Below are 26,510 nucleotides of genomic sequence, written 5' to 3' on the forward strand. Positions count from 1 at the left end.
AGAAGCGAGACCCAGCGCCCATTCCCATTCCATGTATATGCACCTCCTTAAACAATTTCTATGTACATATGTGTTGAATTGATGGGTTAACAAATTCTTTAAGCGTTCTCTTCTATATCATACCAATTTATTCTCCCTAAATAAAGTAAAAATATGATAATATAAAAGTGTAATAAATAATTCAAAAAGCAGGTGTATTACATGTTGCATTGCCCTTACTGCGGTTCATCCGTAAATGATAATGAAAGCTTCTGTGTAACATGTGGAAAGAAGCTTCCTGAAGATATTACACATCGAATCCTGCCGAACAGGAAATTTAATAAGCTTTGGATTGTTCCTATAAGTGTTTTGGTATTATTTCTGCTTTCATCAGCCATATACTATGTTTATTTGGAAAATCGTTCAACCAAAGCGATTGATTTATATAACGAGGCCGAGGAAAAAGTATTATCCGGGGAATATACTGCTGCCGAACAACTATTTGAAGAGGCATTGCACCTTAAAAGTAATTTTCCCCAGGGAGACATTTCATTGCTGTTCACCAAAAGAGCATTGGGAGTACAGTCAACTTTAACAGAAGCAGAAGATCATCGACTGGATAACAATTATGAAGAGGCATTGTCTATCATCAATGACGCTGAAAATAATATACAGAATTTTTATGGCCTTGCTGTAAGTGATATGATATCAAAAATAATCAGTCAAAGAAATGATGTTAAAATAGATCAATTGGAAGAAGTACTGCATAATGATCCATCCATTGATGATTTAAAGATTTTATTATGGGAAGCTGATGCCATTGATGAGGAACATGCTGAAGATATAGCTCATTCCATCCGCAGCCAAATAATAGACTATACATTTTCCCGGGCGAGTGAACAGCTTAATGAAAAACATTTCAATGATGCACTTCTCCTTGTGGAAGACGGTTTGAAATATGCACCAGATTCGGAAAAGCTCCAAAGTCTGGAAACAACCATTAATAATGAACAGGCTTCTTTTGAGTCTGCCCAGGAAGAACGGCTGGAGCAGGCGATGAATACAGCACTTGAGGAGCGGGAAATGAATGAATTAGATGCAGTTGAACTATTGGAAATGACTTTAGAAAATGATGAGCAGGACAATATCATTGTTAAAGGAGAAGTAAAAAGCGTTGCAACCGTACCTATTAACTCTATTATTGTTGATTACTCTTTATTGAATAAAGACGAGACGGAGTTCGTATCAAATGAAGTATTCGTTTATCCAGACAGGTTATATCCGGATGAGAAGGGAAATTTTGAATTTACCCATTTTGATATAGATGAAAATAGACAAAACCTGCAAATTGAAATAAATAAAATTACATGGTATACAGATTAACGTGAGAGAGTTGGGTGAGTACCTTTGCGCAACAAAAAATATCCTCCAATTATATTATCCGTGCTCATCGTGATAGCTGGAATCGTCACCATTGGCTGGATGTATAACAACTGGCAATCAGCGGAATTATCAGTAAGGAATCCTTCTATATCAAAAGTGATAGTAACAGAAGAACCGGATTTAAAAACAATTATTCATGAAGCAGAAAAAAATGTTATCCAAATTGAAGGGCAAACAGAAAATAGTACCATTACAGGATCCGGTTTTCTATTTAACAATAAAGGCGATATAATTACGAATGCCCATGTGATAAATAGGACGGATGCGATATATGTACGGACAGCAGATGCACAGATTTACCCTGCTGCTGTCGTTGGCATTAGCGAAGATGTGGATATAGCGCTCCTGAGAGTACCGCAGCTCGCGAATCAACGTTTAAATATTTCAGATGAAGCTTTTACCGAAATTGGAGATGAGGTGATTGCTTTAGGGAGTCCACATGGATTTCAAAATACAGTTACGTTAGGAATCATTTCCGGGATGGAAAGACAATTTACCATTGATGGGTATGATTATTCCAATGTATATCAAATATCCGCCCAAATTACACAAGGAAACAGCGGCGGCCCTTTAATAGACAGAAAAACAGGAAAAGTAATAGGGATTAATTCCGCCGGCACAGAAGATGGTTTAATTGGGTTTAGCATCCCCATCCATGATGTATACGAACAACTGGAACAATGGTCAAATGAAACACCTAATGACCAATTGGATTTTCCGAGCACATCCGACATTATCCCTTCGAATGATATGGAACAGCTGACAGAAGATGCAGATTATCTAATTCGTTACTTCCTGGACAGTATTCAAGTAAGAGATTATGTAAGTGCTTATACTATACTCGGAAGCAATATGCAAGCAAGCATCTCATATACGGACTTCAGGGAAAATTACATCGATACCATCTCATTGGACTACTCCGACTATACCATTGAAACAGATGAAGACAACGGGGTAACAACAGAAGTAGATGTGACGATAGAGAGCAACCTGCAAAATGAAGAGGATACAGCGGAAAACACTTTTACCTTTCAGTTTAGCATTGGATATGAAAACGATCAGCTTAAAATTTTAAGAAGTAATATTATTGAGGATTAAGTTATGATAAACTAACCGCCGTCTTGCATCATGCCTTCTTCCGTTTTACAACCCTGGGCAGCCATCCATACATTCCATGATCTATATCATAACGTATTAGTGTTGACTTATAGGTTACGGATATGGAGGGTTCGGCGGCTGTAGTTATGGCTACCCGGTTGCCGACGGACTTAATAGAAACTTTGCGTTAATTGTCGTGCTTTTTATTTTACTAATCATCGCAGGCGCAGCTTTTTATTGTTAAGAAAGAACAGAAGCTGCCCTATCCCCAGGTCAGCCTCGATGGCTCTCTCTATCTGCCCAATTGAAAAATTGATTTAACTCATTTGGCGACAGTGGTTTACTGAAATAGAATCCTTCATCGCATTTCTCTTCTTCCAAAAATGTAAATTGCTCCTTCGTTTCTACCCTTTCTGCAATTACTTTCATATTAAGTGCATGGGAAAGATCTATAATTGATTTTACAATTGCCTTTTTTTGTTCCTGGCTGTTATCCATAAATATTTTGTCAATTTTCAATTTGGTAATGGGAAATAAACTCAAGTATTTTAATGATGAATAACCAGTACCACAATCATCGATGGAAATATTTCACCTAGATTTTGAAATCCATTAAAAGATTTGCATCATTTACTGGTTTTATGAACGCAAAATCAAGGTAATATCAATCGAGATACTAAAATCGGGATCATGATTTAACAATAAGTACGCATGCTCATTTCCTGTAACAATGCTGCCTCTTTTATTCACAAAAAGGATGGCTTCTTTCATGCTTCTAAGAATGTTTTGATGTATTGGTATACTAGTTACCTCTTCTGACATATCGTTTCTCTCCTAATTTAAACCTTAAGTCTTCCCTTCGCTTGTAATATCGGTTTTCTCTAATAGAAACTTAAGGAAATGAGGGAAGAAACTGATCTGATAGGCACAATTCAGAAAAAAGCCTCGCATACGGAGACTTTATTCAGGAAATTAATTCTTTAAATTTCTCAAGCAAATCATTTCCCTGATACCCTTCTTCAATTAAGGAGGTCAGCATTTCTTCAATTTTATTGATTCGCCTGTCTACAATAGTGCCAACCAATAAAATATTCATATTGTCTCCAATAACGTTCATGCCCATGATAGAGGTAATAAAAGTAGCCGGTTCATTGCTTTCTTTCGTTATTTTCACCTGTATCATGATTTCATCATTTTCTTCCTTTAATTCTTCAAAGAATTGAAAATTTGATTTGTCTAGAAAGGCTTCTATCGTCCATTGATCCAGGTCATCCTCCCTGTTAATAATCAAACCGTCCAGTAACGGTATATTATGCTGCACTATTTCCTCTTCCTTCTGGTCAAAGATTTCCAAGGATTTTAATTTAAATGTTTTCATCATTAACCGCCTCTTTATTGTTTATTGAATTTTTGGCATTGTCATAGCAACTAAGCTCAGATTCTATAACATGTCGGGAAGTCATTTTCACCAAAAAATCCTACGCGTTATCCTTTTAGAACCCCTATTTGAGATTTTTAATCGTGAAACAAGGCTTTTTTTCTATAACCTCTGTGGAAGTCATTTCATCGAAAGATCTAATGCTATTCTTTTGATCATTGGTTTTACAGACCATCATCCACCTATATAGGACATCTCAACCTTCTTCTTTCTCACATAGTTTTCTCCATTCCGTTCATCTGAATACCGGTCTTTTCGTCTGCCCCATAGACCTGTAAGTTTTTCACTTAATTGTACATCAGTCAGACCCGCACGTAATTTTTCCTTTACGTCATAACCACTCGAAGCAAACAAGCAAGTATAGAGCTTTCCATCTGCAGATAAACGAATTCGTGTACATGTACCGCAAAAAGAATCTGTTACAGAGGAAATTACACCTATCTCCCCTCCCCCACTTTTATATCGGTATCTTGAGGCCACTTCACCATAATAATTTTCTTCAACTGGCACTAAGGGCATTTCTTCATGAATCATCTCGATAATATCTCTTTTGGATATGACATGATTTAAGTCCCAGCCATTGTGATTTCCAACGTCCATAAATTCTATATATCTTAAAATTATATCTTTGCCTTTAAAATACCTTGCCATTGGCAGGATCTGGTTTTCATTCATGCCTTTCTTAACAACCATATTCACTTTGATTTCCAAACCGGCTTCCTTGGCCGCTTCTATTCCTTTTAATACGGGAAGAGTAACGACACCTCTCCCGTTAATTTTTTTAAAAGCTTCATCTTCTATGGCATCAAGACTTATATTTACTCTTTTCAGTCCCGCATCTTTTAATTTTTGGGCACGTTTTGGTAACAGTATAGCATTTGTCGTTAACGCAATGTCTTTAATTCCGGGGATTTCCGTTAGCCTGGCGATTAGCAGGTGCAAGTTTTTTCTCATTAACGGTTCACCGCCGGTCAGGCGAATTTTTTCAACCCCAAGACTTGCAATTGATGTTGCCATACGAACAATTTCATTAAAGCTTAATAATTCACTTTCAGGCAAAAAGGGATAATCTTTCCCGAATATTTCCTTAGGCATGCAATAAGTACAGCGAAGATTGCACTGATCTATGACTGAAATTCTTAAATCCTTTAATGTTCTGCCGAAATGATCCTTAATTGGTGATACTTCATCCTTCATGTAATCACTCCTTATAATCATTAAAATTCTGCTGTCCTTCCGTATCATTCAGCAATAAGACATCCACCACATCATCACGCTTAAATCCTCTTGTTCCTCCCGGCAGCACCATTAAACTGGCAGCATTTGCTAGGGAAGATACAACATTTGATTTATCTATTCCGGATAAATGAACATATACCTCAGTCTTATCATAAGTGATATAGCTGCGCACAAATCTTGTAAATGGGTTTGGCTTTGGAAAATCATCCGCTAAAATTGCTTTTATTCGTTTTAAATAAACATTATTATTATATAAAGCATGCTGGATTACCGGCCGTACGAAAAGCTCAAATCCAACATAGCATGCTGATGGGTTGCCGGATAATCCGTATAATAATTTTGAGCCCTTTAACGCTACGGTTGTCACACTTCCTGGCCGCATCGCAACTTTATTAAACAAAACCTCTGCGCCCAGTTTATCGTAAATATCAGGTATTAAATCAAAGTCGCCAACCGATACACCGCCGGTAGTAATTAAGATATCCACTTCTTCCAATGTTTGTTTTATTTTTTCAAAGCTGGAATCCAGTTCATCGGGCAGCTTTCCTATGTATTTTGCAACCCCTCCTGCGCGTTCTATCTGAGATGTAATCATATAGGCATTGGAATTACGGATTTTTCCCGGCTGAAGCGACTCATTTACCTCTAACAGCTCTGTGCCAGTAGCAATAACTGCTATGACAGGTTTTTTTGCTACTTGTACCTGAGCATATCCGAACGTTGCGAGCAGTGCTTTTACACCCGGATTAATCAATGTTCCTTTCTCAACAAGGGGGTCCCCTTTAGTCACCTCTGACCCCTCCTGAATAATGTTTTGGCCCGCTTGCATTTTCCGTTTTATAGACATATATGGTTTATTATTTTTTTCATAGGATTTACAGACTTCAAACATGGCTACACAATCTGCACCTTTTGGTATCTGTGCGCCGGTCATGATTCTTGTTACTTGCCCAGCCTTTAACTCTCTTTGCGGTACCTGACCTGCACCAATATGCTCTACAACTTCAAATTCCACTGGATTATTTCTTGAAGCTTCTGCTGTATCTTTGGAACAGAGTGCAAAACCATCATATGGCGATTTGTCAAAAGAAGGCACCGGGTGTTTGGCGATCACCGGCTCGGCAAGCCTTCTATTATCACATGATTGAATGGATATGGTTTCACTGCTGCCCGTGATCCGGTACTTCATCAAGTTTTCGATTGCTTCCTCCACCGGGATCGGTTTACGTCTTTCTACTTCCACCCCACCCACTCCTTTTTTCTTCATTAAATTATATTCGAATAAATCATTCATTATCTTCTTATACTTCCTTAGTTTAACAAAAATTACTGACTATTGATATTATTTCTTTCCCTTGCAATGTTTCACATGTCTCTGCACGGGGTACGGATTATTAAAGAAAAAAACTTACAACTTGAGGTGAATACCATGGAGGAGATTTCATCCTACAAAATTAAACTTACCAAAAAATTGGAAACAGCAGATATAATAAATATTCATGAGCTTGCCCTTAAATCCAATTTTACAATTTATGTATACCGTGAAGACACAATTGCAGATGCGACAAACCTGGCGAATCTTATATCGTTTTTCTCATTTTCATCAAAAAACCGATCTCTCGTAATGATCATAGACGGACAGTATGCGGAAAATGGCTATCACAAAGTAAAGTCTCTTTTAAAAAACACAATCAAAGGCGAATGGAGAGTCACGCATAAAATTCAAAACGACATTTCTGTTGCCATATAACGAGGTGAATATAATGGATGATCATAAAGAAATAGAGCGTAAAGAAAAGAAAACCGATTCAAGTAAGGTAGGAGTAGCATTTATCAAGTATTTAACCTATTTGATAATCTTTTTTGGAATCCTTTGGTTTTTAATAAGTTACGTTTTTCCGATGTTTTAACTAAGCAGGCATTAGAAAGGTTTAATTATATAATGGAAAGAAAGATAAATAACTTTTAGCATTTAAGCATTGCTTTATAAAGCGATGCTTTTTTCGTTGCTTAGGAAAATATAAAATTTTTGATCTGTGGATAATCTTCTATATAAGAATAGCCACGTCTAACTCCAGCGCCCAGCGATAGCGGGTCTTTACGGTGGGACGAGGAACGACTGTACCGCAGTCCCGGACTTCCTTCACCTCCGTGCGATAAGTCAACATCGGCTCCTTTCGTCGCCGTGTTTCCTTTATCTCCTGCGGAAGGAATGATCAGCTAAAACCGCCGCTTTGCGAGGCAACGCCGATCCACCTGGCTTGGCCAGGCGCAGTCCGTACGTCGCTAAACGGGCGCTTGCGCTTTTGTTCTTGAAAAATGGTCCTCATTTTTATTTCTTTATGCTATAATGCAAATTTATTGTATAATTAAAATATAATATGTGCTGTATTCTAGAGAGGTTTTCTTAAGCTGTTTCATACGAGCATGAAAGGAGGTAAACACTTCTTCACATTACGCGTGTGGGGTGTGCTTTAAAATGAAAAAATATCTATTCATTGCTTTGTTATTAATGATCTTATTCATCGTTTCCTGCACCAGCAGTGTGGAATCCGATATTGAAAATGTAATTAGCGATCCGGAAAATAATAAAACTGAACCCGAACTTGTGGAGGAAGAAACAGATGATGAAGTAGAAGAGTATATTGAATTTTTTTTAGATGATGAACAAGTAACCATAAACTTGAGAGGTTTGCCCATATTAAATAATTATTTACAGGGTGCCTCCAACCGGGAACAATCCATAGAAGAAATGGAACTTACTCGCATTTATTCAGATGAAGAAAGCATCTATCTGCTTAAGTTTTCCTGTTATGACAGCTTCTGTTCTTATATTATTTTGAATCAAAATAGGGATAATCCATCTTTCCTCATTGCAGACTTAGCAAGATTATCGGAAACAAGAATATCCCCTGAAGCGTCAAAATTACTATTTCTGTTTGAACGGGATTCAGGTCCTTCCGAAGAGCTGAAAGACATTGTGGTTATCGACATCGGGGATTGGAGCCGCTTGCAATTAGTTAATGAAACAACTGCTGACCCCATTCTTGATTACAAATGGCCCCTTAGTGAAGTGGAGTGGGTTGATGACGATACAATTTCTGTTAACAAACCCGATTCAATTGAACCGGAAGATTCTGCTAAAGCTATCGAGGAAACACCGGTTACCAATGTTATATTACGTGTTTTTCCGGAAGGGCAAGAGACCGATAATGCTCAGTAACTATTATGTTGTGCAGAAGCACGTGGAGAAAATTGCTTCTCTGATATGTTTTCTTAGACAAATCGCTAAGTCACATACCGGAGAGGCAATTTGGTTTACAACCAAGACTAAGTGCTGATAATGGATCCTTGCGGCAAAAAAACAATCACAAGGAAATCAAAATCACTTCTCACTTTACCGCCTACAAGTAATTATTCAAACTTTAACTCCTCTACATGTTCGATGCTCTTCATTTCGTCATTCACATAGAACCTTGCTTTTATGTATAGATCAGATTCATTCTCATAAGGGAGAGATAAAATATCTGCTTCTTGCGAATGATATATATCTCCTCCTTCCATTGACTTTATAACATAGCTGCCCGTGAAATCATGTTGATCATTAAGCAGGGAAACAGAAATGAGCGGGGTTTGGTGCTTAATTTCCACATTATCCTTCCCTGTATATTGAATCGAGTGTTTTACCTCGATCCCGTCCTCATTATCATTTACCCGTACATGCAAAATAAAGTCATCCAATGCTTTGGCAATCGTTTTATTTTCAGATAAAGTAGCGTATGACTTTGTAAATCCTCCATACGTATATCCAACCGAAACAATAATAGCTAACAATAATAAAATCCCAATAACCTTTTTCAATAAGCTCACCCTTTTATACGCTCTATTACTTATTAAACGAAACAAAGGGTGAAATTGTTTCACTTCTCAGGAAGCTTTTATCCGTATTTTATTTCCATAAGGAAAAAAATAGAAAGTATAAATGCGTTTATAAATCAAATTATAAATAGTGAAGTTGAAATAAAAGGAGGATACTGTTATGACTGTTGGATCACAAGTGAAACAAACGATCGCAGGACTTAAAAGTGCACAGGCAAGCTTTGAACAATTTGCATTGCAGACAGAAAACAAACAGGCAAAACAATTATATGAAAATGCAGCACAACAAACTATGGCTATTTTACAACAAGTTGAACCGAGAGTTCAGCAAATAGAGCAGCAGGAACCGCAATATAAAGGCTTTTAACCATTACCACCCAGTTCAATTTCACCCACATACAATCGACCATTTATCATGCTTGAGGAAGAAGATCCCAGTGTTTTCTTGAGCCTCTAGACTGAAACACAATGAGGCGGGGAAACCTGCCTCCTTTAAACTTATGAAAAAAAGAAATGAGTGAGAAATTATGCCTGTAATGAAATGGTTATTCATCATGAGTATCATTGCCGTCATTGCTGGATGTAATACAAATGAATCGGTTCTGGAACCGGCAGGCACACCAAATCAGGATATCAACTTAATGAAAATATCAAAAAATCATGAGCTGGATCAGCATATTTCCAATCAAGCAAAAGACAGCATGCGAAAATATGCAGAGATCACTACAGCCAAAGCAGTAAATACAGACAGAAAAATGCTTATGGCAATAGAAGTAGAACATAATGAACGTTTTAATCTCGCCAAAATACAGGAGCAGCTTCAGAAAGAAGTCGAAGAACAATTCTCACATATCTCCGTGGAATTATCAACAGATAAAAAAATAATTATAGAACTAGATAAGCTGGAAAAAGAAATACAACAAGACAATACCTATTCCCCCAAAAAACTCGAAAAAGAGCTGGATAAATTAATCAGCCTATCGAAAGAACAAGCATAAAGGAATGAAAGCATAATGGCGGATGAAAAGAAAAAAAACTTACCTCCTGATGCACAGGAATACCAGGCTTTTCAGGATAAAAGAGAAGTAAAACGTCCGATCTTTAAAAATTGTATAAAAGCTTTTCTTGTTGGCGGTTTTATCTGTTTTATCGGTCAGCTTATTACTACTTTTTATATTTATTTCTTTAATTTCACCGAACAAACTGCAGGAAGCCCCACTGTTGCCACGCTTATTTTTATGACTATGCTTTTTACCGGGTTTGGCGTGTACGACAGATTTGGACAATTTGCCGGTGCAGGAACTGCTGTCCCTGTGACCGGATTTGGGAATGCAGTAATTTCCTCGGCGATTGAATACCGCACAGAAGGATTTATTCTCGGGGTCGGGAGCAATATGTTAAAGTTAGCCGGACCGGTTATCGTATATGGAGTCTTTAGCGCCTTTGTTATCGCACTTATCAAAACAATTCTCATTCAATGGGGTGGACTATAAATGTTGACAGGTCATCAAACATGGATATATTCAAATAAACCGGTCATTATCTCAACAGGTACTGTAGGCGGCCCGTTTGAAGCAAAAGGTAACATTGCCAATGATTTTGATCTTTTACATGAAGATATGTGGCTGGAACAGGGTTCATTTGAAAAATCCCAGCAAACATTCATGGAAGAAGCTTGTCAAATTGCAATTAAAAAAACTTCAATCGAAAAAGAAGATGTCCAATTTTTTATTAGCGGTGATTTAATAAATCAAATCACCCCATCCAGTTTTGCAGCTAAAACACTTGGAATCCCTTATTTCGGATTGTTTAGTGCATGTGCCACATCGACGGAAAGCCTTGCCTTAGCCGCAACCATAATCAATGCCAATGGTGCAGACTATATTTTAAGCGGAACTTCCAGCCATAATGCAGCTGCGGAAAAGCAGTTCAGATACCCGACTGAATATGGCGGACAAAAACCACCCACTGCCCAATGGACCGTTACTGGAGCAGGTTGTGCACTTGTGGCAAAAGAAGGAAACGGTCCTGTTATTACTTCGGCTACCATCGGAAAAATTGTAGACATGGGGCTTACCGATCCTTTCAATATGGGTGGTGCCATGGCACCGGCAGCAGTAGATACTATTGAAACACATTTTAAGGAAACAAATGTCGATCCTTCTTATTATGATTTGATTATAACAGGGGATTTAGGTCATATAGGCAGGGAAGCTTCCCTTGATCTTTTAAATAAAAGAGGACTCGTCATCCCGGAGGAAAAGTATGTTGATTGCGGGTTGACCATATACAGGGAAAGCCAGCCTGTATTGGCGGGAGCAAGTGGCCCGGCCTGCTCCGCAATCGTTACATTTGGCCATTTTTTAAACCGGATGAAAAGAGGAGAACTAAAACGGATTCTCGTGGTTGCAACAGGTTCTCTTCATTCTCCGTTAAGCATTCAGCAGAGTGATCCGATTCCTTGTATTGCACATGCAGTATCGATAGAGTCAGGAAGTGATGTATCATGATCTTTTTTTGGGCTTTCGTCATCGGCGGATTAATTTGTGTCATAGGACAAATAATGTTTGATGTTTTTAAGTTAAATCCGGGGCAAACATTGACCATTCTGGTTGTTTCAGGTGCTATACTGGATGGCTTGGGATTGTATGAACCATTAATTGACTTTGCAGGGGCCGGTGTTACTGTTCCAATTACCAGCTTCGGCAACCAACTAGTACACGGGGCCATGCAAGAAGCGGAAAAACACGGATTAATCGGTGTTGTAACGGGAATGTTTGAAGTAACAAGTGCAGGTATATCAGCAGCGATCATTTTTGGAGTTATCGGGGCCATTTTATTTAAACCAAAAGGCTAGGAGGATTTTGAATGACAGTAGGTGCGCAGGTAAAAAGTTGTTTTTCATCCATTAAGAGTGCAGAAGCAACCATTCAATCACTGGCAAGTAAAACACAGGAGTATGAATCACATGAAAAATTTAAAGAAGCAGAAAAAATAATGACAAGTATAAAAGAGGACCTGCAGCAGCAAGTAATACAGCTGACAAAAGAAGAACCGCAATATAAGTAAGTTGAAAAGGAGGCAATGGAACAAAATGCCCGAATGGATTTTCGTGATTATAAAATCACTCGTTTTGTTAATTGTATTATTTTCCCTCACAAAATGGCTCGGAAAAAAGCAAATGGGTCAAATGAATGTGTTTGAATATATTGCTGGGATTGTACTTGGTGGAATTGTTGCTATTCATACTGTCACGCCTGACTCAAATATCTTTTACGGCTTGATTGCCATGTTCATTTGGTTCATTATTCCCTTTGGAGTCGAATTCTTTTCACTCAAAAGCAAACGTTTTCGTAATTTTTCTCAGGGAAAGAGTACCGTATTTATTCAGGACGGCAAAATTATGGAAGATAACTTAAAAAAAGAAGGCTATTCCAGCGATGATCTTCTGGAAAAACTTCGTGACAATAATATATTTCTGGCAAGTGATGTGGAATTTGCCATTTTGGAACCAACAGGGAAATTAAGTGTATTGCCAAAAAGGGAAAACCGCCCATTGACCGCAAAAGACCTTGGCTTAAAGCTGGCACCGGACAAAGAACCGCAAACGGTAATTATGGATGGGAAAGTATTGCTTGAACCTTTAGCAAACCTAAACCTAAGTACAAACTGGCTTGAAACAGAATTGGATAAAATGAACGTAAGCATTGAAAATGTTTTTTTAGGACAGGCGGATAATAATGGACAACTCACGATTGACCTATATGACGATAAACTCGTCGTACCCGCTCCAACGGAAAAACCGCTCCTTTTGGCTACCATGAATAAATGTCAAGCAGATCTGGAGCTCTTTGCGTTAGCCACAGATAATATAGAATCAAAAGAACTTTATGAGAGAAACAGCAGAAAATTGCAGCATGCGATAGACCTGATTCGTCCTTATTTAAAATAATACTGCTCCTTACATTATTTAATGTAAAGAGCAGTTTGTTAATTTTACATTTTTATGGCAATTTTTCCGAACTGCTTATTATCATCTAAATAGTCAAATGCATCCTGGATATTTTCAAGGGCAAATGTTTTATCGACCACCGGATGCATTTTAAAATTACCCATATGATTCAATAATGCATGAAGCTCCTGCCTGCTTCCCATCGTGGAACCAATGAGCTGATACTGTCCGTAAAAGAAGGCACGCAAATTAAAATCAATGGTGGCTTCTGTCGTGGCACCAAACGTTACCATTTTTCCGCCTTTTTTCAGCACTTCCAATGAACGGTTAAAGGTGGCCCGGCCCACACTGTCAATAACAATATCCACGGTTTCATTTTCCAATTCCGTTGGCCAGTCACTGTTCGTATCCATCGTTATGTCTGCTCCCAGTTCTATTGCCTTTTTCAGCTTATCTTCACTGCGAGAGGTTACAATTACCTTGGCACCTGCGTTTTTTGCAAAGTTAATTAAATAGGTGGACACTCCGCTTCCCGCTCCCGGGATAAATACCGTATCTTCTTCTTTCACCTGTGCTTTTGTAAACAGGGATCTATATCCTGTTAAAGCTGATAAACTGAGGACACCTGCTTCTTCCCATGATATATACTCCGGCTTTTTTTCCACTTGTTCTGCTGAAATAGCGATCTTTTCAGCAAATGTTCCATGATCAGGCATCCCCAAAATATCGAATCCTTCAGGCGGTGCATCGCTATTTTCGAACCATCTGAGAGCAGGGTTAATAATTACTTCATCTCCTTGTTTAAATTCCGTGACACCTTTTCCGACAATTTCAATCACACCTGCACCATCTGAACCGAGAATCAAAGCCTCTTTATCGCCCCCTCTGCGTTTTGGAATCATTAGATCCCGGCGATTTAAGCCTGCAGTCTTTAATTTGATGACTAGTTCCCCTTCTTTGGCGGTTGGATCATCCATTTCTTTTATTTTTAGTTTTCCATATTCATGTACAAATGCTTTCATGTCTAGTCCCCTCTCTTCTTCTAAATAACGTGGCCTTCCTCCGAAATTGAAGGAGAAATATTCGTTTTGTTCATCAAAAATTTCCACTGACTAACTTTAACTGTTCTTCACTGGTAATATCCTGCGGGAGCAAAGGAATATAAATCAGATTATTTCCAGCAAATGTTTCTTCGATCAATTTCAAATATTGCTTTTCATGTTTCTTTCGTTGCAAAAAAAATTCACCATCTGCATCCTCTGGCAGCACTTTGTTTACAATCAGTGTTTTTACATGTAAATGATACTGATCAAGCAGTTTAATTGCTTTTTTTGTCTCAGCAATCGGCAGCCTTTCCGGATTCAGCACAAAGATAAACCCTGTCATTTTTGCATCCAGCAATATTTCCCTGGCCTTGGAAAATCTTTCCTGACGTTCCTTTAACACATCATAAATGGGATCCTCGACTGGTTCTCCATCATTTAACAGCCGGGTATAGTTTTCGTTCGTTTTTCGGCGTTTTTGCAATAGTCCTTCAATCCACACTCCCATTAATTCAGGCAAAGAAAGCAATCGTATCGTATGCCCGGTAGGAGCAGTATCAAATACGATTTTGTCATACTTTTCACTTTCTTCCAGTATAACAGAAATCAGTTTATCAAACAGTGCTGCTTCATCAGCTCCCGGAGAAGCTTTTGCCGTGTCCAGCTGACGGTGAACCTCTTCCATCATACCTGCATGTACTGTACCCTTTATATTATTTTTTACACTATTAATGTAATTTGTTGTTTCTATTTCAGGGTCAATTTCCAGCGCGAATAAGAATTCGGATAATTTTTTACTCCTTCCGCCGATGGACTGCCCAAATATATCCCCGAGGTTATGGGCGGGATCTGTGGAGACAAGCAGTGTTTTATTCCCCTCCTCAGCTAATTTCCAGGCAACACCGGCTGCTGAAGTCGATTTACCGACGCCTCCCTTTCCGCCAAGGAATAATATTTTTCGATTTAGTTCCTGCATAGCAATTCACCTTTTTCTATCTTATGTAAATCTTGCGGGCCTTACCTCAGCAGCAGCGTATACCTGATAATGGTGATTTATCCATCCCCATCCGGAGATGCCAGTCGTGAAACTTTTCAATCATATACGGGTAAAGCTCCAGTGTGTAATAATAAACCGGATTCGGTATCCCAATCATCTCAGAATAAAGCATAAGCAGAAACAGATCATCTTCATCCCTGAGCTCACGGGCAATTTCCTGGCGATGCGGCATGCTTAACACTTCTTCGTAAAATGCAACTAATTTTTTTACTTTATCCAGCATCTTAAACACCTCAAATCTGTTTATATAATCGCCTGCCGACATTCTATTATCAAATTACCATTAATCCGAGGAATTATACAAGAAAAGGGATCCAGTAAAGTGATCCCTTTTCTTGATAAGCTATAATTACTGATCATTGTCCAGCGGTTTATCAAATTTGCCTGTCATTACCTGGAATGCGGTCAGGATGATCCATACCGCAAATACGAAGATGATGGCTCCAAGGACAAATAACAGCATATTTGACTCGGTTCCAAACCACCAGGACCACTCAAAGATGACCTGCTGGAACATGGCCCATAATGTCATCACCATAACAAATATCATGGGAACGATCACCACTACGTAATTTCGTCCGAGCCGTTTCAGCCAAACAGCAATCAGCGTTAAACTAATAGCTGCCAGTAACTGATTCGAGGTACCGAATAATGGCCATAGTAAATAGCCGCCGGAACCAAAGCCTTGTGGTCCCTCCGGCAATAATACAAGTGCTGCACTTGTTCCGACTGCAATTGTTGTTGCCACGTGTCTTTTCGTTAATACAGGTACTTTATACTCTATGCCCAATTCAGAAATAATATATCGCATTAACCGTACCGACGTGTCCAGTGATGTCGCAGCAAAACTGATCACCATAATGGAAACAAGCGTTGTTGCAATATCCGGCGGGATTGCCAATCCACCGGCAAGCCCAGCTGCCCCTTCAATAAATGTTCCCAGCCCTGCTTCATTTGCATCAACAAAGCTGCCATACGTTCCAAAGAAATCATTCTGTGTAGCAAAAAACGTTCCAACTGCTATAATAGAAAGAACCGCTAAAGTCCCTTCTCCCACTGCTCCAAAGTATCCTACAAAACGGGCTTCTGTCTCATTATTTAACTGCTTGGATGATGTTCCCGACGATACCAGTCCGTGGAACCCGGAAATAGCCCCACAGGCAATGGTAATAAATAATAACGGCAGCCACGGTGTGTCCGCACCTGAATTTGTCATTGGCGCTGTCATTTCAGGGTTGGTAAAGAATAGGCCCAAATATAAAATGACAAGGCCTAATACAAGCTGATGAGAATTAATGAAATCCCTTGGCTGCAGGAGTTTCCAAACAGGTAAAGTAGAAGCAATATACACATATATCATTAAGATAATAATCCAAATGAAGAACGCTGAAGATACCGCGCCTAACCCAAAAATTCCAGTCTCTCCTTCACCGCCAAAATACCCCACAATGTCGATTTGTAAAAAGTCTACTCTGCTGGCGATAATTGCTGTACCATACATAACAGCCAAAGCAATCAATGATGGTATCAGCATTTTAGTCTTGCCTTTATACACTGCATAACCAATCCAAATAGCGAGTGGAATTTGTATAAATACAGGCACTACACTCGAAGGATAGGTAATAAATAAATTGGCAACAACCCACGCAAAAACAGCATTTACCATTAATACGAGAATAAGAATAATAAATAAAAATAATATTTTCGCTCTCTGTCCCACCAGCCTGTGAGCGAGGGTACCAACTGATTGCCCTTTATTACGAACAGATAAAACAAGCGTACCAAAATCATGCACACCTGCCGCAAACACCGTACCTAAAACTACCCAAAGAAGCGCTGGCAGCCATCCCCAATAAATAGCAATGGCCGGTCCAAGAATAGGAGCCGCTCCGGCGATTGACGAAAAATGATGTCCCCAAAGTACAAATTTATTTGTCGGAACGAAATCCACCCCATCTTTGTACTTGTGCGCCGGGGTAACATAATTCGGATCCAGCCTGAAAATCCTTTCAGCTATAAACTTTGAATAAAAACGGTAACCAATCACAAAAATAGCTATACTAATAAGTGCAAGCAAAATACCAGACAAAATTTTATACCTCCCCTTTTTAAATTTATCCATTTTTCTGACAATAGACAGGATCTTTTCCTATAATAAAACTATGTATAGGAATCTCTATTTATTATAAACTTTATACTAATTTATTATATTAAAAATTTCAATATATTCTATCTTATAAATTGAAAAAATCGACAGGAAATGTAAAAAGCCTGTCGATTTTTCGATTGTTTATTAATAAAGTTTACCTTGACGGTATAGGACGGTGGAAAGTTTTGTTACGGCATGAATATAGCAATTTTCCCTTAATGAATACGGATCACCAAAATATTGCGGGTACACTGTATCACATGTTTCCCGGAATTTTTCAAACAGCCGTTCGGATACTTCTTCTTCCGTATAAAACTGTGTTTCCCTACCCTGCAGCCATTCCAGATAAGAGACAATTACTCCCCCGGCATTTGCCAGAATATCGGGGATAACAACTTTTCCTTTTTCTTTAAAATGGGAGTCTGCTTCTCCGGTAACAGGCGCATTCGCACCCTCTACTATAATATCCGCTTTTATATCCTGCATATTATCACGGTGGAGCTGTTCTTCCAGAGCAGCTAAAAATAACACATCCACATCTAAAGTCAGCAAGTCATCACGATCCAATATGGTGGCTTTAACATCTGCAGCAGTTAACTCATCCTGATTCACCGGTAAATCACCTTGATTAGATTTCACAAAATTGATTAGACTTGGTATATCAAGGCCATCAGAGTTATAAAGCGTTACATTATGATCACTGACTGATACCAGTTTATTATTCAATAAATTACAGTTATGAGCTTCCCTTGCAATAACTGAACCAACATTTCCGAATCCCTGCACAGCAATTTTTAATGGTTTTCCATAATACGCTAGTACTGTTTTTGCAAAAGGACTATCTTTTTCAATCAACCACTTATACTGTTTTTCTATAAAGTCATGAAGCAAATAGCGAAAAGAATAATAAACTCCTTTTCCTGTAGCGTCCTTTCTACCTAAAGAACCGCCATTCAGGACGCTTTTACCTGTAAAACTGCCCAGATAGCTTTGTCCAGGGTGAATACTTTTAAACTCCCCCATCATCCAGTCCATTTCCCGTTCACTCGTACCAACATCAGGCGCCGGAATATCCTTTTCCGGACCAAGGCTTTCGCTGAAGTATTGCACATATTTTTTACAGATGAGATTTAGCTCTTTATCACTGAAATCTCTTGGATTAACCACAACACCACCTTTTCCTCCACCAAAAGGCACATCATGCAGCGCATTTTTCAGCGTCATCAAGGATGCAAGATTGCTCGTTTCATTTTCGTTTACGGATTCATGAAAACGAATCCCGCCTTTGTAAGGACCTAATATATTGTTATGCTGTACTCGATAAGCGGGCACCCGTACCACTTTCCTGTTTTCCAATGCAATTCTCAAAAAAGATTTATTCACATGATTTGGTGTAGACAGGATAGAAACCAGGGATAAAAAAGCCTTCTCCCTGATTTCACCTGTTAAATCAGGGAGAAATGTTTTATCATCCAATAACGCCTGAAGTGATTCTTCAATAATTGTTCCAGTTCTTCCAGCCATATTATTGCCTCCTTTGCTACTATTATTAGCCTCAGTTAGAAATAAGTGTAGCAAAAGAAAAAGCTAAATAACAAGGAATTACCTATACATGTTCTATAGAAAGAATACTGCAAATAATGTGCTTAGAAGCAACCCTGCCATAACAGGGATAAAATTTTTCCGTACCAGTTCCATCACGGACACACCGCAAAATCCAGCAATCGCAATCAGTGAAGACCAAGCTACAATGGTTCCGCCACCGGTCCAGATTGAACCCATTTGTCCAATTGCCGCAAGCGTCTCCGCATCAATCGAGGAATTTGCGAGTGAAGCAGACAATGCACCGGTTAGCGGCAATCCGGAAAAACCGGAACCGTCCAGGCCGGTTATAATCCCGATGATTAAAATGCTAAATGCAGCAAGTAAGGCGCTCTGTGGTATATACTGCTGTGAAGCTTCCACAAGATCGAACAGGAAAGCCGGCGCATTTTCTTCAATTCCTAATATACTTCCTGAAAAATCCGGACTTCCCAAAAAGAAAAACCCAGCAATTGGAATGACAGGCCCCATCGCTTTAAAAGCAAAAGTAAAACCATCTGTAATATGCGTGCTGATATAATCCAATGCATGCTTTTTGCCGAACGCTATCGTGGAGAGCAGTAGCAGAATTACTGCTACTCCACCAACAAACGCGGCTCCGTCTCCGCCTTCCAGTCCGCTCATTCTGCCACTTAGCAGCTTTTCATAAATCATATAAATAATAACACCTAAAAGTGTTAATGGAACAACGACCGCAAACACCCTGCTCCAACTATCCAGATTATTTGTGCCCGGTTTTTTGGTTTCATTTGAGGCAGATTGCATATTTTGCACTTCTACTTCATTTCTTTCATCATCCTTCGAACGAATGTTTTTTCTGTAGAGCAAATAAGCAAGCAGGATAGCTATACCGCCAGCAACAATTGATAATATCAATGCTGTATCAGCAACAGCGATTGTATCAACCCCTGCTGCTGTCGCAGATAAACTTGGTGCTACTTGTACGATGTAGTCGGAAGATAAAGCCATTCCCTGTCCTGCTATTGCAATAGCTACTGCAGCTGTCATTACAGGTAAACCGGTACGAACCGCTGCAGGCACGAGTAGCGCACAGATTAATGGAACGGCCGGCGTTGGCCAAAAGAACAATGAAATAACATACGTAACACCGACTAATACAAAGAAAGATACGTGACCGTTAGTCATCATCTTTTGAATAGGCTGGATCATTTGTCTGTCAGCACCTAGATCCCTTAAAGAATTTAGCAGTGCAAGCATAAATGTAATGATTAGAAATATGTTAAACAATTCCTGAGCAGCTACGAGATTAGCCTGAAATATGGCTGTGAATGCATCAATCAGATTTCCCTGATAAACCCAGGCAACAATAAATGTTCCAAACAAAGTCGGCATTACCACGCCTTTACGAAAAATCATGGTAGCAATGATGACTAAAGTAATCAAGCCATACAACCAATGGGTAAGCGTAAGTTCCATGTTTCTCTCTTCCTCTCGTTATTGGTCATATAGCCTATGTAAAAGTTAAGTGTTTAGTTCATCCATGAGAGGGAATTAAAATAAATGAATATACTTTAAGGAGGTATTTCAAAATGAAACCATTTATCAAAGAATATACAAATGACGAACAGCTGGTTAATGATGTAAGCACCTTAAAGGACAGAGGAATAGACAAAGACAATGTCTATGTCCTTTCACATGATGACGACCGTACAGATCGCATTGCAGGCAATGCAGAGGCTAATACGATCGGAATGAAAGAGATGGATTTTGGAAATGCAGTTGGAAATCTCTTCTCAAGCAAAGGAGACGAATTGCGCACGAAGCTGGAAGAAATGGGTTTCTCCGATGCTGAAGCAGACAAGTATGAAGAAGAAATGGACGAAGGAAAAGTATTACTGATTGTAACGAATGAAGATGTTGACTTCTTATTATAAAAGATGGAAGGGAAATCGGCCGCCGTGCCGTTTTCCCTTTTTCCACTTTCATCATTCTTCTTTTCCTGTTTGACTCTCTTCGCACTTCACACAATAAAGCACCCCAACCATATACCTTCCTTCAAAATAGCCATATTCACAGTAGATACTTTAATTACAACCCTCGAAAATACCGATCAGTTCAGCATATTTTTTCTTCTTTAAAGTCATGTCACCTGATAAAACAGCAAAGGTAACCCCATATATCCGAGGTTACCTATTGTGAGCGAATTTTTATTTATGCTGCGTTAACCAATGTTTTAGGCTGTTTGTGGAATAAGAAGAATACAAGCACTGTACATAAAACAAATGACGGAACCATGTAGGTCGCATTATATATTAATGAGTACAACCAGGCTGGCTGATCTTCCACGGCAGATCCGAAAAAGACCGTTCCCGCTATATAATGTGCAAGGAAACGTAATGCACTGCCTAATAAGACCCCAAACGTAATATAGGTTAAATACGTTTTTGTTTCTCCATTTTTAACAGCTTGCTGTACTGTTTTTGCAAACACGCCGGCAAAGCCTATGACAGTAAATGCTACTGCATAATCAAGCATACCCTGCACTGGATGCAAAATATAGGCGGTTCCGGTAGCGACCTGTAATACACCCAGCAGAAAACCTGAAAGCAAACCACCTTTTAGCCCCCAGCGGAAAGCAACGATAAAAATAGGTATCATGGCAAACGAAACGGAGCCACCCTGTGCCCATATTTTAAATGATAAAAACGGCAAGATGTCCAATAACAATGCAAGCGCTGTAAAAATAGCCACTTCAATTAGAAATAAAACTCTTTTGGAACGCATTTATAAAACCTCCCCTTATTTTTTAAACGTTAGAAAACTTGGCTTATCGCCAAGCCTTTATGGCGAAAGCCTTAGTTGCACTTATGCATGTAAGAAAGTTTTATACTTTTTTACATGCCAAAAAAAGCAATGCCAAGGGGAAGACTTCCTGATGGGAGATCCGCTCACATTACTTTTTTCCATCAAAAAAGCCACCATCCCTACGCTAGTATTAACTAACAGGTTCTAAGGGTAAGAACATGTTTATGTTCACTCTCAGCCAAAAGGCTCCCCCTGCAGGCTTTCTATATTCTGCTTTTTTCACTATCATCATTGTATACCAGATAAATAGAAACTGCAATAAACTAGCTACTTCCGAACTTGCCCGCCGTTTTAAATGGAAATGACTTATTGGGTTTTTGTGGCTGTGTTTGCCAAAGATAAAAACTCTTTCACGTCAGCCACGCATAATGCAATGGCTGATTCCCAAAAATCAGTTGTTGTTAAATCCACATTTAAGTGTTTTTTTGCTAAGTCTTCCACATTCATTCTTCCCGTATCCCGTAACAATGCAATATAATCATCTTCAAATGCATTGCCATGTTCCTTTGCAGCAGCATAAATTCCCAGGCTGAATAAGTAACCGAATGTGTAAGGAAAGTTATAAAATGGTACTCCCGTAATATGAAAATGAAGCTTGGACGACCAGAAATTTTCATCATACGCATCAAGGGCATTGCTGTACGCTTCCTTTTGCGCTTCAACCATTAATTCATTTAATCGGTCTACAGGAACCATTCCCTGCTTCCGCTCTTCATAAAATTGCGTTTCAAAAAGAAATCTGGCATGAATATTCATGAAAAATGCTACACTTCTTTGTATTTTATCTTCCAGTAAAGCCAGCTTTCCCTCATTATTTTGTGCGCTCTTAACATTGGCGTCAGCAACAATCATTTCTGCAAATGTAGATGCAGTTTCTGCTACATTCATCGCATAACGCTGATTCAATCCGTTAACATCATTCATGACATGCTGATGATAAGCATGTCCCAATTCGTGAGCTAGCGTGGCAATGTTGGATGACGTTCCTGAATAGGTCATGAAAATACGTGTCTGCTCACTATCGGGAAAACTAGTACAAAATCCGCCGGGTCTTTTTCCTGCACGATCTTCTGCTTCTATCCAGCGCTTTTCAAAAGCCATTTCTGCAAAATCAGCCATTTTGGGGCTGAACTTACCAAATTGTTCAACAATAAAGTCTGCTCCCTCTGAATAAGAAACTGTATTAACCGATTTGGAAATAGGTGCGCTAACATCGTATATACTTAGCTTTTCAAGACCCAGCAATTCTGCTTTTTTATTTAAAAACTCCACAAAGTATTTCTTGTTATTCGTGATTGCAGTCCACATGGCATCCAATGTTTCTTTCTTCATCCGGTTTATCGCCAAAGGCTCTTCTAAAACATCTTCCCAATTCCTGTGTTTATATTTCTGCAGGCGGAATCCGGCTAAATGGTTTAAGGTTTGTCCAAATAAATCAGCATTTTCTTTCCACGCTTTGCTAATTTGGCTGAACACATGCTTTCGTACATTGCGGTCCGGGTTTACTACTTTATTAGATGCCTGACCCACGGAATATGAATTCACCTTTCCATCCTCTTCAATCTCCACTTGCAGTTTCCCAACAATTGCATCATACATTTGACTCCAGGCATGATACCCATCTACTTCCAGGTCATTGATTAATACTTCTTCATCAACAGAAAGCCGCTCTTTTGCTTTTTCCCTATTTTCATTTAATACGAAAGATACTTCCTGAAGCGGATCCGATTGTAAGATTTCATGCCAGCTTGTTTCATCAATTTGTATGAGCTTTTGTTCCATATTCGTCTGAATCGCGTCCATTTTTGCTTTTAGTTCACTGCGTTTTCCAACCAGCAGGCTCGCTTTTTTATCATTAACATCCTGTGCGCTTAAACAACTGACAAAAGCAGAAGCCTCTCTTGCTTTTTTTGTTATTTTTTCAAGCTGATTAACGATATTTGTCAAACCTTCATTAATATTCGACTGTTCAGGAGAAAAGCGGTCTACCTCAATTGCCAGATTTTCCATTTCTTTTTCGTTGTCTGTTATATATGTATGAAATTCTTCTGATTCACTCCCGCCCGGGAAAATGACATCTAAATCCCAAGTAGGTTTATAGGTTTTTGGCATGTAATCTCTCCTCTAATAAACTTTCTTCCTAATAACTTTCATTATAACAAAAAATCTGAATTTTTCCAGGTTATTTCCAGAAAAATTTAAGAAACTTGAATTGCCGCCAATCCCTAAAAGCAAATGTAGGAATCTTGTAAATAATATTTTAAAATAATTCGAATAATGATTGTTTACTTTTTGAAATATCGGGTATCTTATTATGGAATAGTTTTAGCTGAGCAAAATAACATTACTTGACATTACTTATTTATGATTATATACTAGGTGACATAAAGTAACTGCAGTGTTACATAATTACTAAGGAGGGCTTTATAAATGGCAAAAACAGTATGGAATGTAGATACAGTACACAGTGACCTCGGTTTTTCCGTAAAACACATGATGATCTCAAAAGCGAAAGGAACTTTTAATGATTTCGATGCGGTTCTCGAAGCAGACGTAGATGATTTAACTGATTCAAAACTAGAAATTACAATTGATGCAGCAAGCATTGATACAAAAAATAAAGATCGTGATGATCACCTTCGTTCTGCGGATTTCTTTGATGTAGAAAATCACCCGAAAATCACATTTAAAGCAACTGATATTAAGAAGAAATCAGAAAACAATTACGATGTTACAGGAGATCTTACTGTTCGCGGTACGACAAAACCGGTTGTACTTGATGTGGATTTTGAAGGGCAAAGTAAAGATCCAATGAGCGGAAATACAGTTGCCGGATTCAGTGGCGAAACAAAAATTAACCGTAAAGATTTCGGACTTACATGGAATGCTGCAGTGGAAACAGGCGGCGTACTTGTTGGCGAAGAAGTAAAGATTAACTTTGAAATCGAAGCACATAAAGAAGGCTAAACATAAAACTTTAAAGGGACTGTCTCTATAAGTCAAAAGTGGGCTATAAGGACAGTCCCTTTTTATATTCATTGTCGTTTTCATCAATCATCGGAGGAAGAGATATTCGTCTGATCAATAAAGGAAATGATATCAGCAAGCGCGTTCTCTAACAATTCACAATTATTTGACTTTTCCAGTTCACTTACTGCTAATTCATAATTTCTTCCAGCAAGTGAAAGATTACTTTTCTTTTTATGCTCGAGACAATATGCATATTGCATATAAATCATTCCCAGCTTTCTGGCAAAGTGTGTCTAGAGCCCCTGATATACACGTATAGTTTCCTTATAAAAGGAAACAGCTTCTGTAAGCATGGACTGGTTAAAGTTTAGTATATTACAAATCGGAAATAACTGTGGCAGATTCATTCATTGCCCAAATTCTAATTGCCCCTGGCTCACTGCCCCATTTAGTAATGAAATTTTTTCTGATTTCTCTTGTTTATATTTTTTACTGAATTCTTTCGCTTTCGTCACTAGATTCGGATAATGACCTTCTTTAAACTCATGCACATTTAATGCAACACAAATAGCACATGTTATAATGGAGTGAGAGTGGAGGTGCATAAAAATGATTGTTTATTATGACGGTCATTGCTCAATATGTAAAACGTCTAAATCTGTATGGCAAAAAGCAGATTGGAGAAAGAAGTTAACCTTTCAGTCTTTCCGTGATCTACCTTCCTATCCGGAAGCAATGGAAAAAAGCCTTCATGTCTCCCATAAAGGCAATTGGGCTCAAGGCTATCAGGCATTAATCGAAATTGCAAAACGACTTCCCCTCCTGTGGATTGCGCTACCTTTCATGTACGCTGTGAAATGGCTCGGCTTTGGAGAAAAGATATATCAAGTTATTGCCAAAAACCGAAAAGTAGTTCCGGTTAATCAATGCAAGGGGAATGAATGTCGAATTGATCAATAGAGCGATCAATTCCCAGTAAAATAATCCACCGTATCCGAGGAATAGATGTGAATAACCAGGCTGCCATCTTTTGCAGCCGCACGAATTAATAACGGCTGATTATATATGTTTTTAAATACAAAATCAGGCCCCCACCAGCTGACTGCGGCATCTTTACCTGGTGGTACATAAGGAACTTCCTTGGAGTGTGCGTACCTTTCTATAATTTGAATTCCCTTTAAATCCACTGCATTAAAAAGTGTGGAAGAAACTTGGCATATCCCTCCACCAATGTCTTCTGACAACTCTCCTTTTACAATCACCGGTGCCTGTTTATACCCCTTTTCTTTCGTCCGTTCGCCAACAACTTCATTAAATGAAAACGTCTCTCCAGGGAAAACGACATAATTATTGATGGCCTCTGTCGCCAAGGAAATATTATGGGAACGTTCTTCATTACCTTTATTAAAATTTGTGGAATAGCTACCAAGCATATTTGACCGAATATCCTCCAATAAAGCACGATCCACTTTCGGAAATATTTCTTTCACAGGAACTTTCAGCACACCCTCCTCATTGTTGCTATAAAACGTCTCCCTGAACGACCTTTGAAATTCCATTTTATCCAACATGATACCCTGTTTGCCATCAATGACCTTTCCCGCTTCATTTATGGCTGCATTTTCCGGAGCTGTATAAATCTTATTCTCAAGGCTGTCTATCAATTGATTTAATTTTGTTTCATCTATAAAAAGACGATCAATATGATGGAGCGAATATTGTTTGATTTCCACTTTTTCTATTTTTGGTATCTCACTCGCTTCTTCGGAATGAGCTAATACAATATGCAAAGGAATGAGCAAAATAATAATAAATACAGTTAAAACCCTCATTTC

31 protein-coding genes and 1 riboswitch are annotated in these 26,510 nt (G+C 38.7%); of the genes, 15 read left to right on the forward strand and 16 right to left on the reverse strand.

Annotated features, from left to right (window positions below; genetic code table 11):
- Nucleotides 1–201 precede the first annotated feature (201 nt).
- The 3 genes from ACDX78_RS00820 to ACDX78_RS00830 all read left to right on the forward strand — a co-directional run bounded on the left by ACDX78_RS00820 (nucleotide 202) and on the right by ACDX78_RS00830 (nucleotide 2,764).
- Nucleotides 202–1,362 carry an outer membrane protein assembly factor BamD gene (locus ACDX78_RS00820; RefSeq protein WP_486024536.1) on the forward strand — a complete coding sequence of 387 codons (1,161 nt, stop codon included), beginning with the start codon at nucleotides 202–204 and terminating at the stop codon, nucleotides 1,360–1,362.
- Nucleotides 1,363–1,386: 24 nt separating this feature from the next.
- Nucleotides 1,387–2,520 carry a S1C family serine protease gene (locus tag ACDX78_RS00825; RefSeq protein ID WP_486024538.1) on the forward strand — a complete coding sequence of 378 codons (1,134 nt, stop codon included), beginning with the start codon at nucleotides 1,387–1,389 and terminating at the stop codon, nucleotides 2,518–2,520.
- Between the two features lie 109 nt (nucleotides 2,521–2,629).
- Nucleotides 2,630–2,764: a YjcZ family sporulation protein gene (locus ACDX78_RS00830; protein WP_486024866.1), complete on the forward strand. Its 135-nt coding sequence runs from the start codon at nucleotides 2,630–2,632 to the stop codon at nucleotides 2,762–2,764.
- Between the two features lie 29 nt (nucleotides 2,765–2,793).
- Here the strand turns inward: ACDX78_RS00830 and ACDX78_RS00835 are convergent, their stop codons facing one another.
- From ACDX78_RS00835 to ACDX78_RS00855, 5 genes are all read right to left on the reverse strand, one after another.
- Complete coding sequence (locus tag ACDX78_RS00835; protein ID WP_486024867.1) at nucleotides 2,794–3,108, reverse strand: EAL domain-containing protein; 315 nt, start codon at nucleotides 3,106–3,108, stop codon at nucleotides 2,794–2,796.
- Between the two features lie 51 nt (nucleotides 3,109–3,159).
- Entirely contained in the window at nucleotides 3,160–3,342 is a 183-nt protein-coding gene (locus tag ACDX78_RS00840; protein ID WP_486024540.1) for a hypothetical protein, read from the reverse strand.
- 142 nt (nucleotides 3,343–3,484) lie between these two features.
- Nucleotides 3,485–3,901, reverse strand: a complete 417-nt coding sequence (locus ACDX78_RS00845; RefSeq protein WP_486024541.1) for a YwpF family protein — start codon at nucleotides 3,899–3,901, stop codon at nucleotides 3,485–3,487.
- Nucleotides 3,902–4,132: 231 nt separating this feature from the next.
- Entirely contained in the window at nucleotides 4,133–5,155 is a 1,023-nt protein-coding gene (moaA, locus tag ACDX78_RS00850) for a GTP 3',8-cyclase MoaA (RefSeq protein WP_486024543.1), read from the reverse strand.
- A 4-nt stretch (nucleotides 5,156–5,159) separates the two neighbouring features.
- Nucleotides 5,160–6,491, reverse strand: a complete 1,332-nt coding sequence (locus ACDX78_RS00855) for a molybdopterin molybdotransferase MoeA (protein WP_486024544.1) — start codon at nucleotides 6,489–6,491, stop codon at nucleotides 5,160–5,162.
- A 135-nt stretch (nucleotides 6,492–6,626) separates the two neighbouring features.
- Between ACDX78_RS00855 and ACDX78_RS00860 the strand changes: the two genes are divergently transcribed.
- A complete protein-coding gene (locus ACDX78_RS00860) occupies nucleotides 6,627–6,947 on the forward strand; it encodes a hypothetical protein (protein WP_486024546.1) in 321 nt (106 codons plus the stop codon).
- Between the two features lie 729 nt (nucleotides 6,948–7,676).
- The gene (locus ACDX78_RS00865; protein ID WP_486024547.1) at nucleotides 7,677–8,420 is read left to right on the forward strand and encodes a hypothetical protein; all 744 of its coding nucleotides are present in this window, start codon (nucleotides 7,677–7,679) and stop codon (nucleotides 8,418–8,420) included.
- 191 nt (nucleotides 8,421–8,611) lie between these two features.
- Here the strand turns inward: ACDX78_RS00865 and ACDX78_RS00870 are convergent, their stop codons facing one another.
- The gene (locus ACDX78_RS00870) at nucleotides 8,612–9,058 is read right to left on the reverse strand and encodes a hypothetical protein (RefSeq protein ID WP_486024548.1); all 447 of its coding nucleotides are present in this window, start codon (nucleotides 9,056–9,058) and stop codon (nucleotides 8,612–8,614) included.
- A gap of 178 nt (nucleotides 9,059–9,236) precedes the next feature.
- On the opposite strand from ACDX78_RS00870, the gene ACDX78_RS00875 reads away from it, so the two are divergent.
- From ACDX78_RS00875 to ACDX78_RS00905, 7 genes are all read left to right on the forward strand, one after another.
- Nucleotides 9,237–9,443, forward strand: coding sequence for a DUF1657 domain-containing protein (locus ACDX78_RS00875; protein WP_486024549.1), 207 nt, complete (start codon nucleotides 9,237–9,239; stop codon nucleotides 9,441–9,443).
- A 160-nt stretch (nucleotides 9,444–9,603) separates the two neighbouring features.
- The gene (locus tag ACDX78_RS00880; protein ID WP_486024551.1) at nucleotides 9,604–10,074 is read left to right on the forward strand and encodes a hypothetical protein; all 471 of its coding nucleotides are present in this window, start codon (nucleotides 9,604–9,606) and stop codon (nucleotides 10,072–10,074) included.
- A 15-nt stretch (nucleotides 10,075–10,089) separates the two neighbouring features.
- Nucleotides 10,090–10,569 (forward strand): stage V sporulation protein AC, encoded by a 480-nt coding sequence (gene spoVAC, locus ACDX78_RS00885; protein ID WP_486024552.1) that lies wholly within the window; start codon nucleotides 10,090–10,092, stop codon nucleotides 10,567–10,569.
- Entirely contained in the window at nucleotides 10,570–11,586 is a 1,017-nt protein-coding gene (gene spoVAD / locus ACDX78_RS00890; protein WP_486024553.1) for a stage V sporulation protein AD, read from the forward strand.
- On the forward strand, nucleotides 11,583–11,933 hold the full coding sequence (spoVAE, locus tag ACDX78_RS00895) for a stage V sporulation protein AE (protein ID WP_486024555.1): 351 nt from the start codon (nucleotides 11,583–11,585) through the stop codon (nucleotides 11,931–11,933). The genes spoVAD and spoVAE overlap by 4 nt, the downstream gene beginning before the upstream one ends.
- 11 nt (nucleotides 11,934–11,944) lie before the next feature.
- The gene (locus ACDX78_RS00900) at nucleotides 11,945–12,145 is read left to right on the forward strand and encodes a DUF1657 domain-containing protein (RefSeq protein ID WP_486024557.1); all 201 of its coding nucleotides are present in this window, start codon (nucleotides 11,945–11,947) and stop codon (nucleotides 12,143–12,145) included.
- A gap of 25 nt (nucleotides 12,146–12,170) precedes the next feature.
- Nucleotides 12,171–13,028: a DUF421 domain-containing protein gene (locus tag ACDX78_RS00905; protein WP_486024558.1), complete on the forward strand. Its 858-nt coding sequence runs from the start codon at nucleotides 12,171–12,173 to the stop codon at nucleotides 13,026–13,028.
- Between the two features lie 44 nt (nucleotides 13,029–13,072).
- On the opposite strand, the gene ACDX78_RS00910 is transcribed toward ACDX78_RS00905, so the two are convergent.
- From ACDX78_RS00910 to ACDX78_RS00935, 6 genes are all read right to left on the reverse strand, one after another.
- Complete coding sequence (locus ACDX78_RS00910; RefSeq protein ID WP_486024559.1) at nucleotides 13,073–14,050, reverse strand: zinc-binding dehydrogenase; 978 nt, start codon at nucleotides 14,048–14,050, stop codon at nucleotides 13,073–13,075.
- 73 nt (nucleotides 14,051–14,123) lie between these two features.
- Entirely contained in the window at nucleotides 14,124–15,047 is a 924-nt protein-coding gene (locus ACDX78_RS00915) for an ArsA family ATPase (protein WP_486024561.1), read from the reverse strand.
- 46 nt (nucleotides 15,048–15,093) lie between these two features.
- The gene (locus ACDX78_RS00920; RefSeq protein ID WP_486024562.1) at nucleotides 15,094–15,351 is read right to left on the reverse strand and encodes a cory-CC-star protein; all 258 of its coding nucleotides are present in this window, start codon (nucleotides 15,349–15,351) and stop codon (nucleotides 15,094–15,096) included.
- Between the two features lie 126 nt (nucleotides 15,352–15,477).
- Nucleotides 15,478–17,217, reverse strand: a complete 1,740-nt coding sequence (locus ACDX78_RS00925) for a carbon starvation CstA family protein (protein ID WP_486024563.1) — start codon at nucleotides 17,215–17,217, stop codon at nucleotides 15,478–15,480.
- Nucleotides 17,218–17,421: 204 nt separating this feature from the next.
- Complete coding sequence (locus ACDX78_RS00930) at nucleotides 17,422–18,801, reverse strand: Glu/Leu/Phe/Val family dehydrogenase (protein ID WP_486024565.1); 1,380 nt, start codon at nucleotides 18,799–18,801, stop codon at nucleotides 17,422–17,424.
- A 93-nt stretch (nucleotides 18,802–18,894) separates the two neighbouring features.
- Nucleotides 18,895–20,316: a hypothetical protein gene (locus tag ACDX78_RS00935; RefSeq protein WP_486024566.1), complete on the reverse strand. Its 1,422-nt coding sequence runs from the start codon at nucleotides 20,314–20,316 to the stop codon at nucleotides 18,895–18,897.
- A 113-nt stretch (nucleotides 20,317–20,429) separates the two neighbouring features.
- On the opposite strand from ACDX78_RS00935, the gene ACDX78_RS00940 reads away from it, so the two are divergent.
- Entirely contained in the window at nucleotides 20,430–20,774 is a 345-nt protein-coding gene (locus ACDX78_RS00940) for a YflT domain-containing protein (RefSeq protein ID WP_486024568.1), read from the forward strand.
- A gap of 277 nt (nucleotides 20,775–21,051) precedes the next feature.
- On the opposite strand, the gene thiT is transcribed toward ACDX78_RS00940, so the two are convergent.
- Nucleotides 21,052–21,624 (reverse strand): energy-coupled thiamine transporter ThiT, encoded by a 573-nt coding sequence (gene thiT, locus ACDX78_RS00945; RefSeq protein ID WP_486024570.1) that lies wholly within the window; start codon nucleotides 21,622–21,624, stop codon nucleotides 21,052–21,054.
- A 180-nt stretch (nucleotides 21,625–21,804) separates the two neighbouring features.
- Nucleotides 21,805–21,908: riboswitch (TPP riboswitch) on the reverse strand.
- 103 nt (nucleotides 21,909–22,011) lie between these two features.
- Nucleotides 22,012–23,817 (reverse strand): M3 family oligoendopeptidase, encoded by a 1,806-nt coding sequence (locus ACDX78_RS00950; protein ID WP_486024571.1) that lies wholly within the window; start codon nucleotides 23,815–23,817, stop codon nucleotides 22,012–22,014.
- 318 nt (nucleotides 23,818–24,135) lie between these two features.
- On the opposite strand from ACDX78_RS00950, the gene ACDX78_RS00955 reads away from it, so the two are divergent.
- Complete coding sequence (locus ACDX78_RS00955) at nucleotides 24,136–24,672, forward strand: YceI family protein (protein ID WP_486024572.1); 537 nt, start codon at nucleotides 24,136–24,138, stop codon at nucleotides 24,670–24,672.
- 83 nt (nucleotides 24,673–24,755) lie between these two features.
- Here the strand turns inward: ACDX78_RS00955 and ACDX78_RS00960 are convergent, their stop codons facing one another.
- Nucleotides 24,756–24,935, reverse strand: coding sequence for a hypothetical protein (locus ACDX78_RS00960; RefSeq protein WP_486024574.1), 180 nt, complete (start codon nucleotides 24,933–24,935; stop codon nucleotides 24,756–24,758).
- Between the two features lie 349 nt (nucleotides 24,936–25,284).
- Between ACDX78_RS00960 and ACDX78_RS00965 the strand changes: the two genes are divergently transcribed.
- The gene (locus ACDX78_RS00965; RefSeq protein WP_486024576.1) at nucleotides 25,285–25,635 is read left to right on the forward strand and encodes a thiol-disulfide oxidoreductase DCC family protein; all 351 of its coding nucleotides are present in this window, start codon (nucleotides 25,285–25,287) and stop codon (nucleotides 25,633–25,635) included.
- 5 nt (nucleotides 25,636–25,640) lie between these two features.
- Here the strand turns inward: ACDX78_RS00965 and ACDX78_RS00970 are convergent, their stop codons facing one another.
- Entirely contained in the window at nucleotides 25,641–26,507 is an 867-nt protein-coding gene (locus ACDX78_RS00970; RefSeq protein ID WP_486024578.1) for a VanW family protein, read from the reverse strand.
- Between the last annotated feature and the right edge of the window lie 3 nt (nucleotides 26,508–26,510).

The sequence above is a fragment of the Virgibacillus oceani genome, assembly GCF_041521345.1.
Classification (GTDB): domain Bacteria; phylum Bacillota; class Bacilli; order Bacillales; family Amphibacillaceae; genus Virgibacillus_N; species Virgibacillus_N oceani_A.

What these genes read in the sequence shown, in the direction of transcription:
- ACDX78_RS00820 (WP_486024536.1), top strand. Translation starts at nt 202, where the DNA reads ATGTTGCATTGCCCTTACTGCGGTTCATCCGTAAATGATAATGAAAGC.
- ACDX78_RS00840 (WP_486024540.1), bottom strand. Translation starts at nt 3,342, where the DNA reads ATGTCAGAAGAGGTAACTAGTATACCAATACATCAAAACATTCTTAGA.
- ACDX78_RS00845 (WP_486024541.1), bottom strand. Translation starts at nt 3,901, where the DNA reads ATGATGAAAACATTTAAATTAAAATCCTTGGAAATCTTTGACCAGAAG.
- moaA (WP_486024543.1), bottom strand. Translation starts at nt 5,155, where the DNA reads ATGAAGGATGAAGTATCACCAATTAAGGATCATTTCGGCAGAACATTA.
- ACDX78_RS00855 (WP_486024544.1), bottom strand. Translation starts at nt 6,491, where the DNA reads ATGAATGATTTATTCGAATATAATTTAATGAAGAAAAAAGGAGTGGGT.
- ACDX78_RS00860 (WP_486024546.1), top strand. Translation starts at nt 6,627, where the DNA reads ATGGAGGAGATTTCATCCTACAAAATTAAACTTACCAAAAAATTGGAA.
- ACDX78_RS00865 (WP_486024547.1), top strand. Translation starts at nt 7,677, where the DNA reads ATGAAAAAATATCTATTCATTGCTTTGTTATTAATGATCTTATTCATC.
- ACDX78_RS00875 (WP_486024549.1), top strand. Translation starts at nt 9,237, where the DNA reads ATGACTGTTGGATCACAAGTGAAACAAACGATCGCAGGACTTAAAAGT.
- ACDX78_RS00880 (WP_486024551.1), top strand. Translation starts at nt 9,604, where the DNA reads ATGCCTGTAATGAAATGGTTATTCATCATGAGTATCATTGCCGTCATT.
- spoVAC (WP_486024552.1), top strand. Translation starts at nt 10,090, where the DNA reads ATGGCGGATGAAAAGAAAAAAAACTTACCTCCTGATGCACAGGAATAC.
- spoVAD (WP_486024553.1), top strand. Translation starts at nt 10,570, where the DNA reads ATGTTGACAGGTCATCAAACATGGATATATTCAAATAAACCGGTCATT.
- spoVAE (WP_486024555.1), top strand. Translation starts at nt 11,583, where the DNA reads ATGATCTTTTTTTGGGCTTTCGTCATCGGCGGATTAATTTGTGTCATA.
- ACDX78_RS00900 (WP_486024557.1), top strand. Translation starts at nt 11,945, where the DNA reads ATGACAGTAGGTGCGCAGGTAAAAAGTTGTTTTTCATCCATTAAGAGT.
- ACDX78_RS00905 (WP_486024558.1), top strand. Translation starts at nt 12,171, where the DNA reads ATGCCCGAATGGATTTTCGTGATTATAAAATCACTCGTTTTGTTAATT.
- ACDX78_RS00910 (WP_486024559.1), bottom strand. Translation starts at nt 14,050, where the DNA reads ATGAAAGCATTTGTACATGAATATGGAAAACTAAAAATAAAAGAAATG.
- ACDX78_RS00915 (WP_486024561.1), bottom strand. Translation starts at nt 15,047, where the DNA reads ATGCAGGAACTAAATCGAAAAATATTATTCCTTGGCGGAAAGGGAGGC.
- ACDX78_RS00920 (WP_486024562.1), bottom strand. Translation starts at nt 15,351, where the DNA reads ATGCTGGATAAAGTAAAAAAATTAGTTGCATTTTACGAAGAAGTGTTA.
- ACDX78_RS00930 (WP_486024565.1), bottom strand. Translation starts at nt 18,801, where the DNA reads ATGGCTGGAAGAACTGGAACAATTATTGAAGAATCACTTCAGGCGTTA.
- ACDX78_RS00935 (WP_486024566.1), bottom strand. Translation starts at nt 20,316, where the DNA reads ATGGAACTTACGCTTACCCATTGGTTGTATGGCTTGATTACTTTAGTC.
- ACDX78_RS00940 (WP_486024568.1), top strand. Translation starts at nt 20,430, where the DNA reads ATGAAACCATTTATCAAAGAATATACAAATGACGAACAGCTGGTTAAT.
- thiT (WP_486024570.1), bottom strand. Translation starts at nt 21,624, where the DNA reads ATGCGTTCCAAAAGAGTTTTATTTCTAATTGAAGTGGCTATTTTTACA.
- ACDX78_RS00950 (WP_486024571.1), bottom strand. Translation starts at nt 23,817, where the DNA reads ATGCCAAAAACCTATAAACCTACTTGGGATTTAGATGTCATTTTCCCG.
- ACDX78_RS00955 (WP_486024572.1), top strand. Translation starts at nt 24,136, where the DNA reads ATGGCAAAAACAGTATGGAATGTAGATACAGTACACAGTGACCTCGGT.
- ACDX78_RS00960 (WP_486024574.1), bottom strand. Translation starts at nt 24,935, where the DNA reads ATGCAATATGCATATTGTCTCGAGCATAAAAAGAAAAGTAATCTTTCA.
- ACDX78_RS00965 (WP_486024576.1), top strand. Translation starts at nt 25,285, where the DNA reads ATGATTGTTTATTATGACGGTCATTGCTCAATATGTAAAACGTCTAAA.
- ACDX78_RS00970 (WP_486024578.1), bottom strand. Translation starts at nt 26,507, where the DNA reads ATGAGGGTTTTAACTGTATTTATTATTATTTTGCTCATTCCTTTGCAT.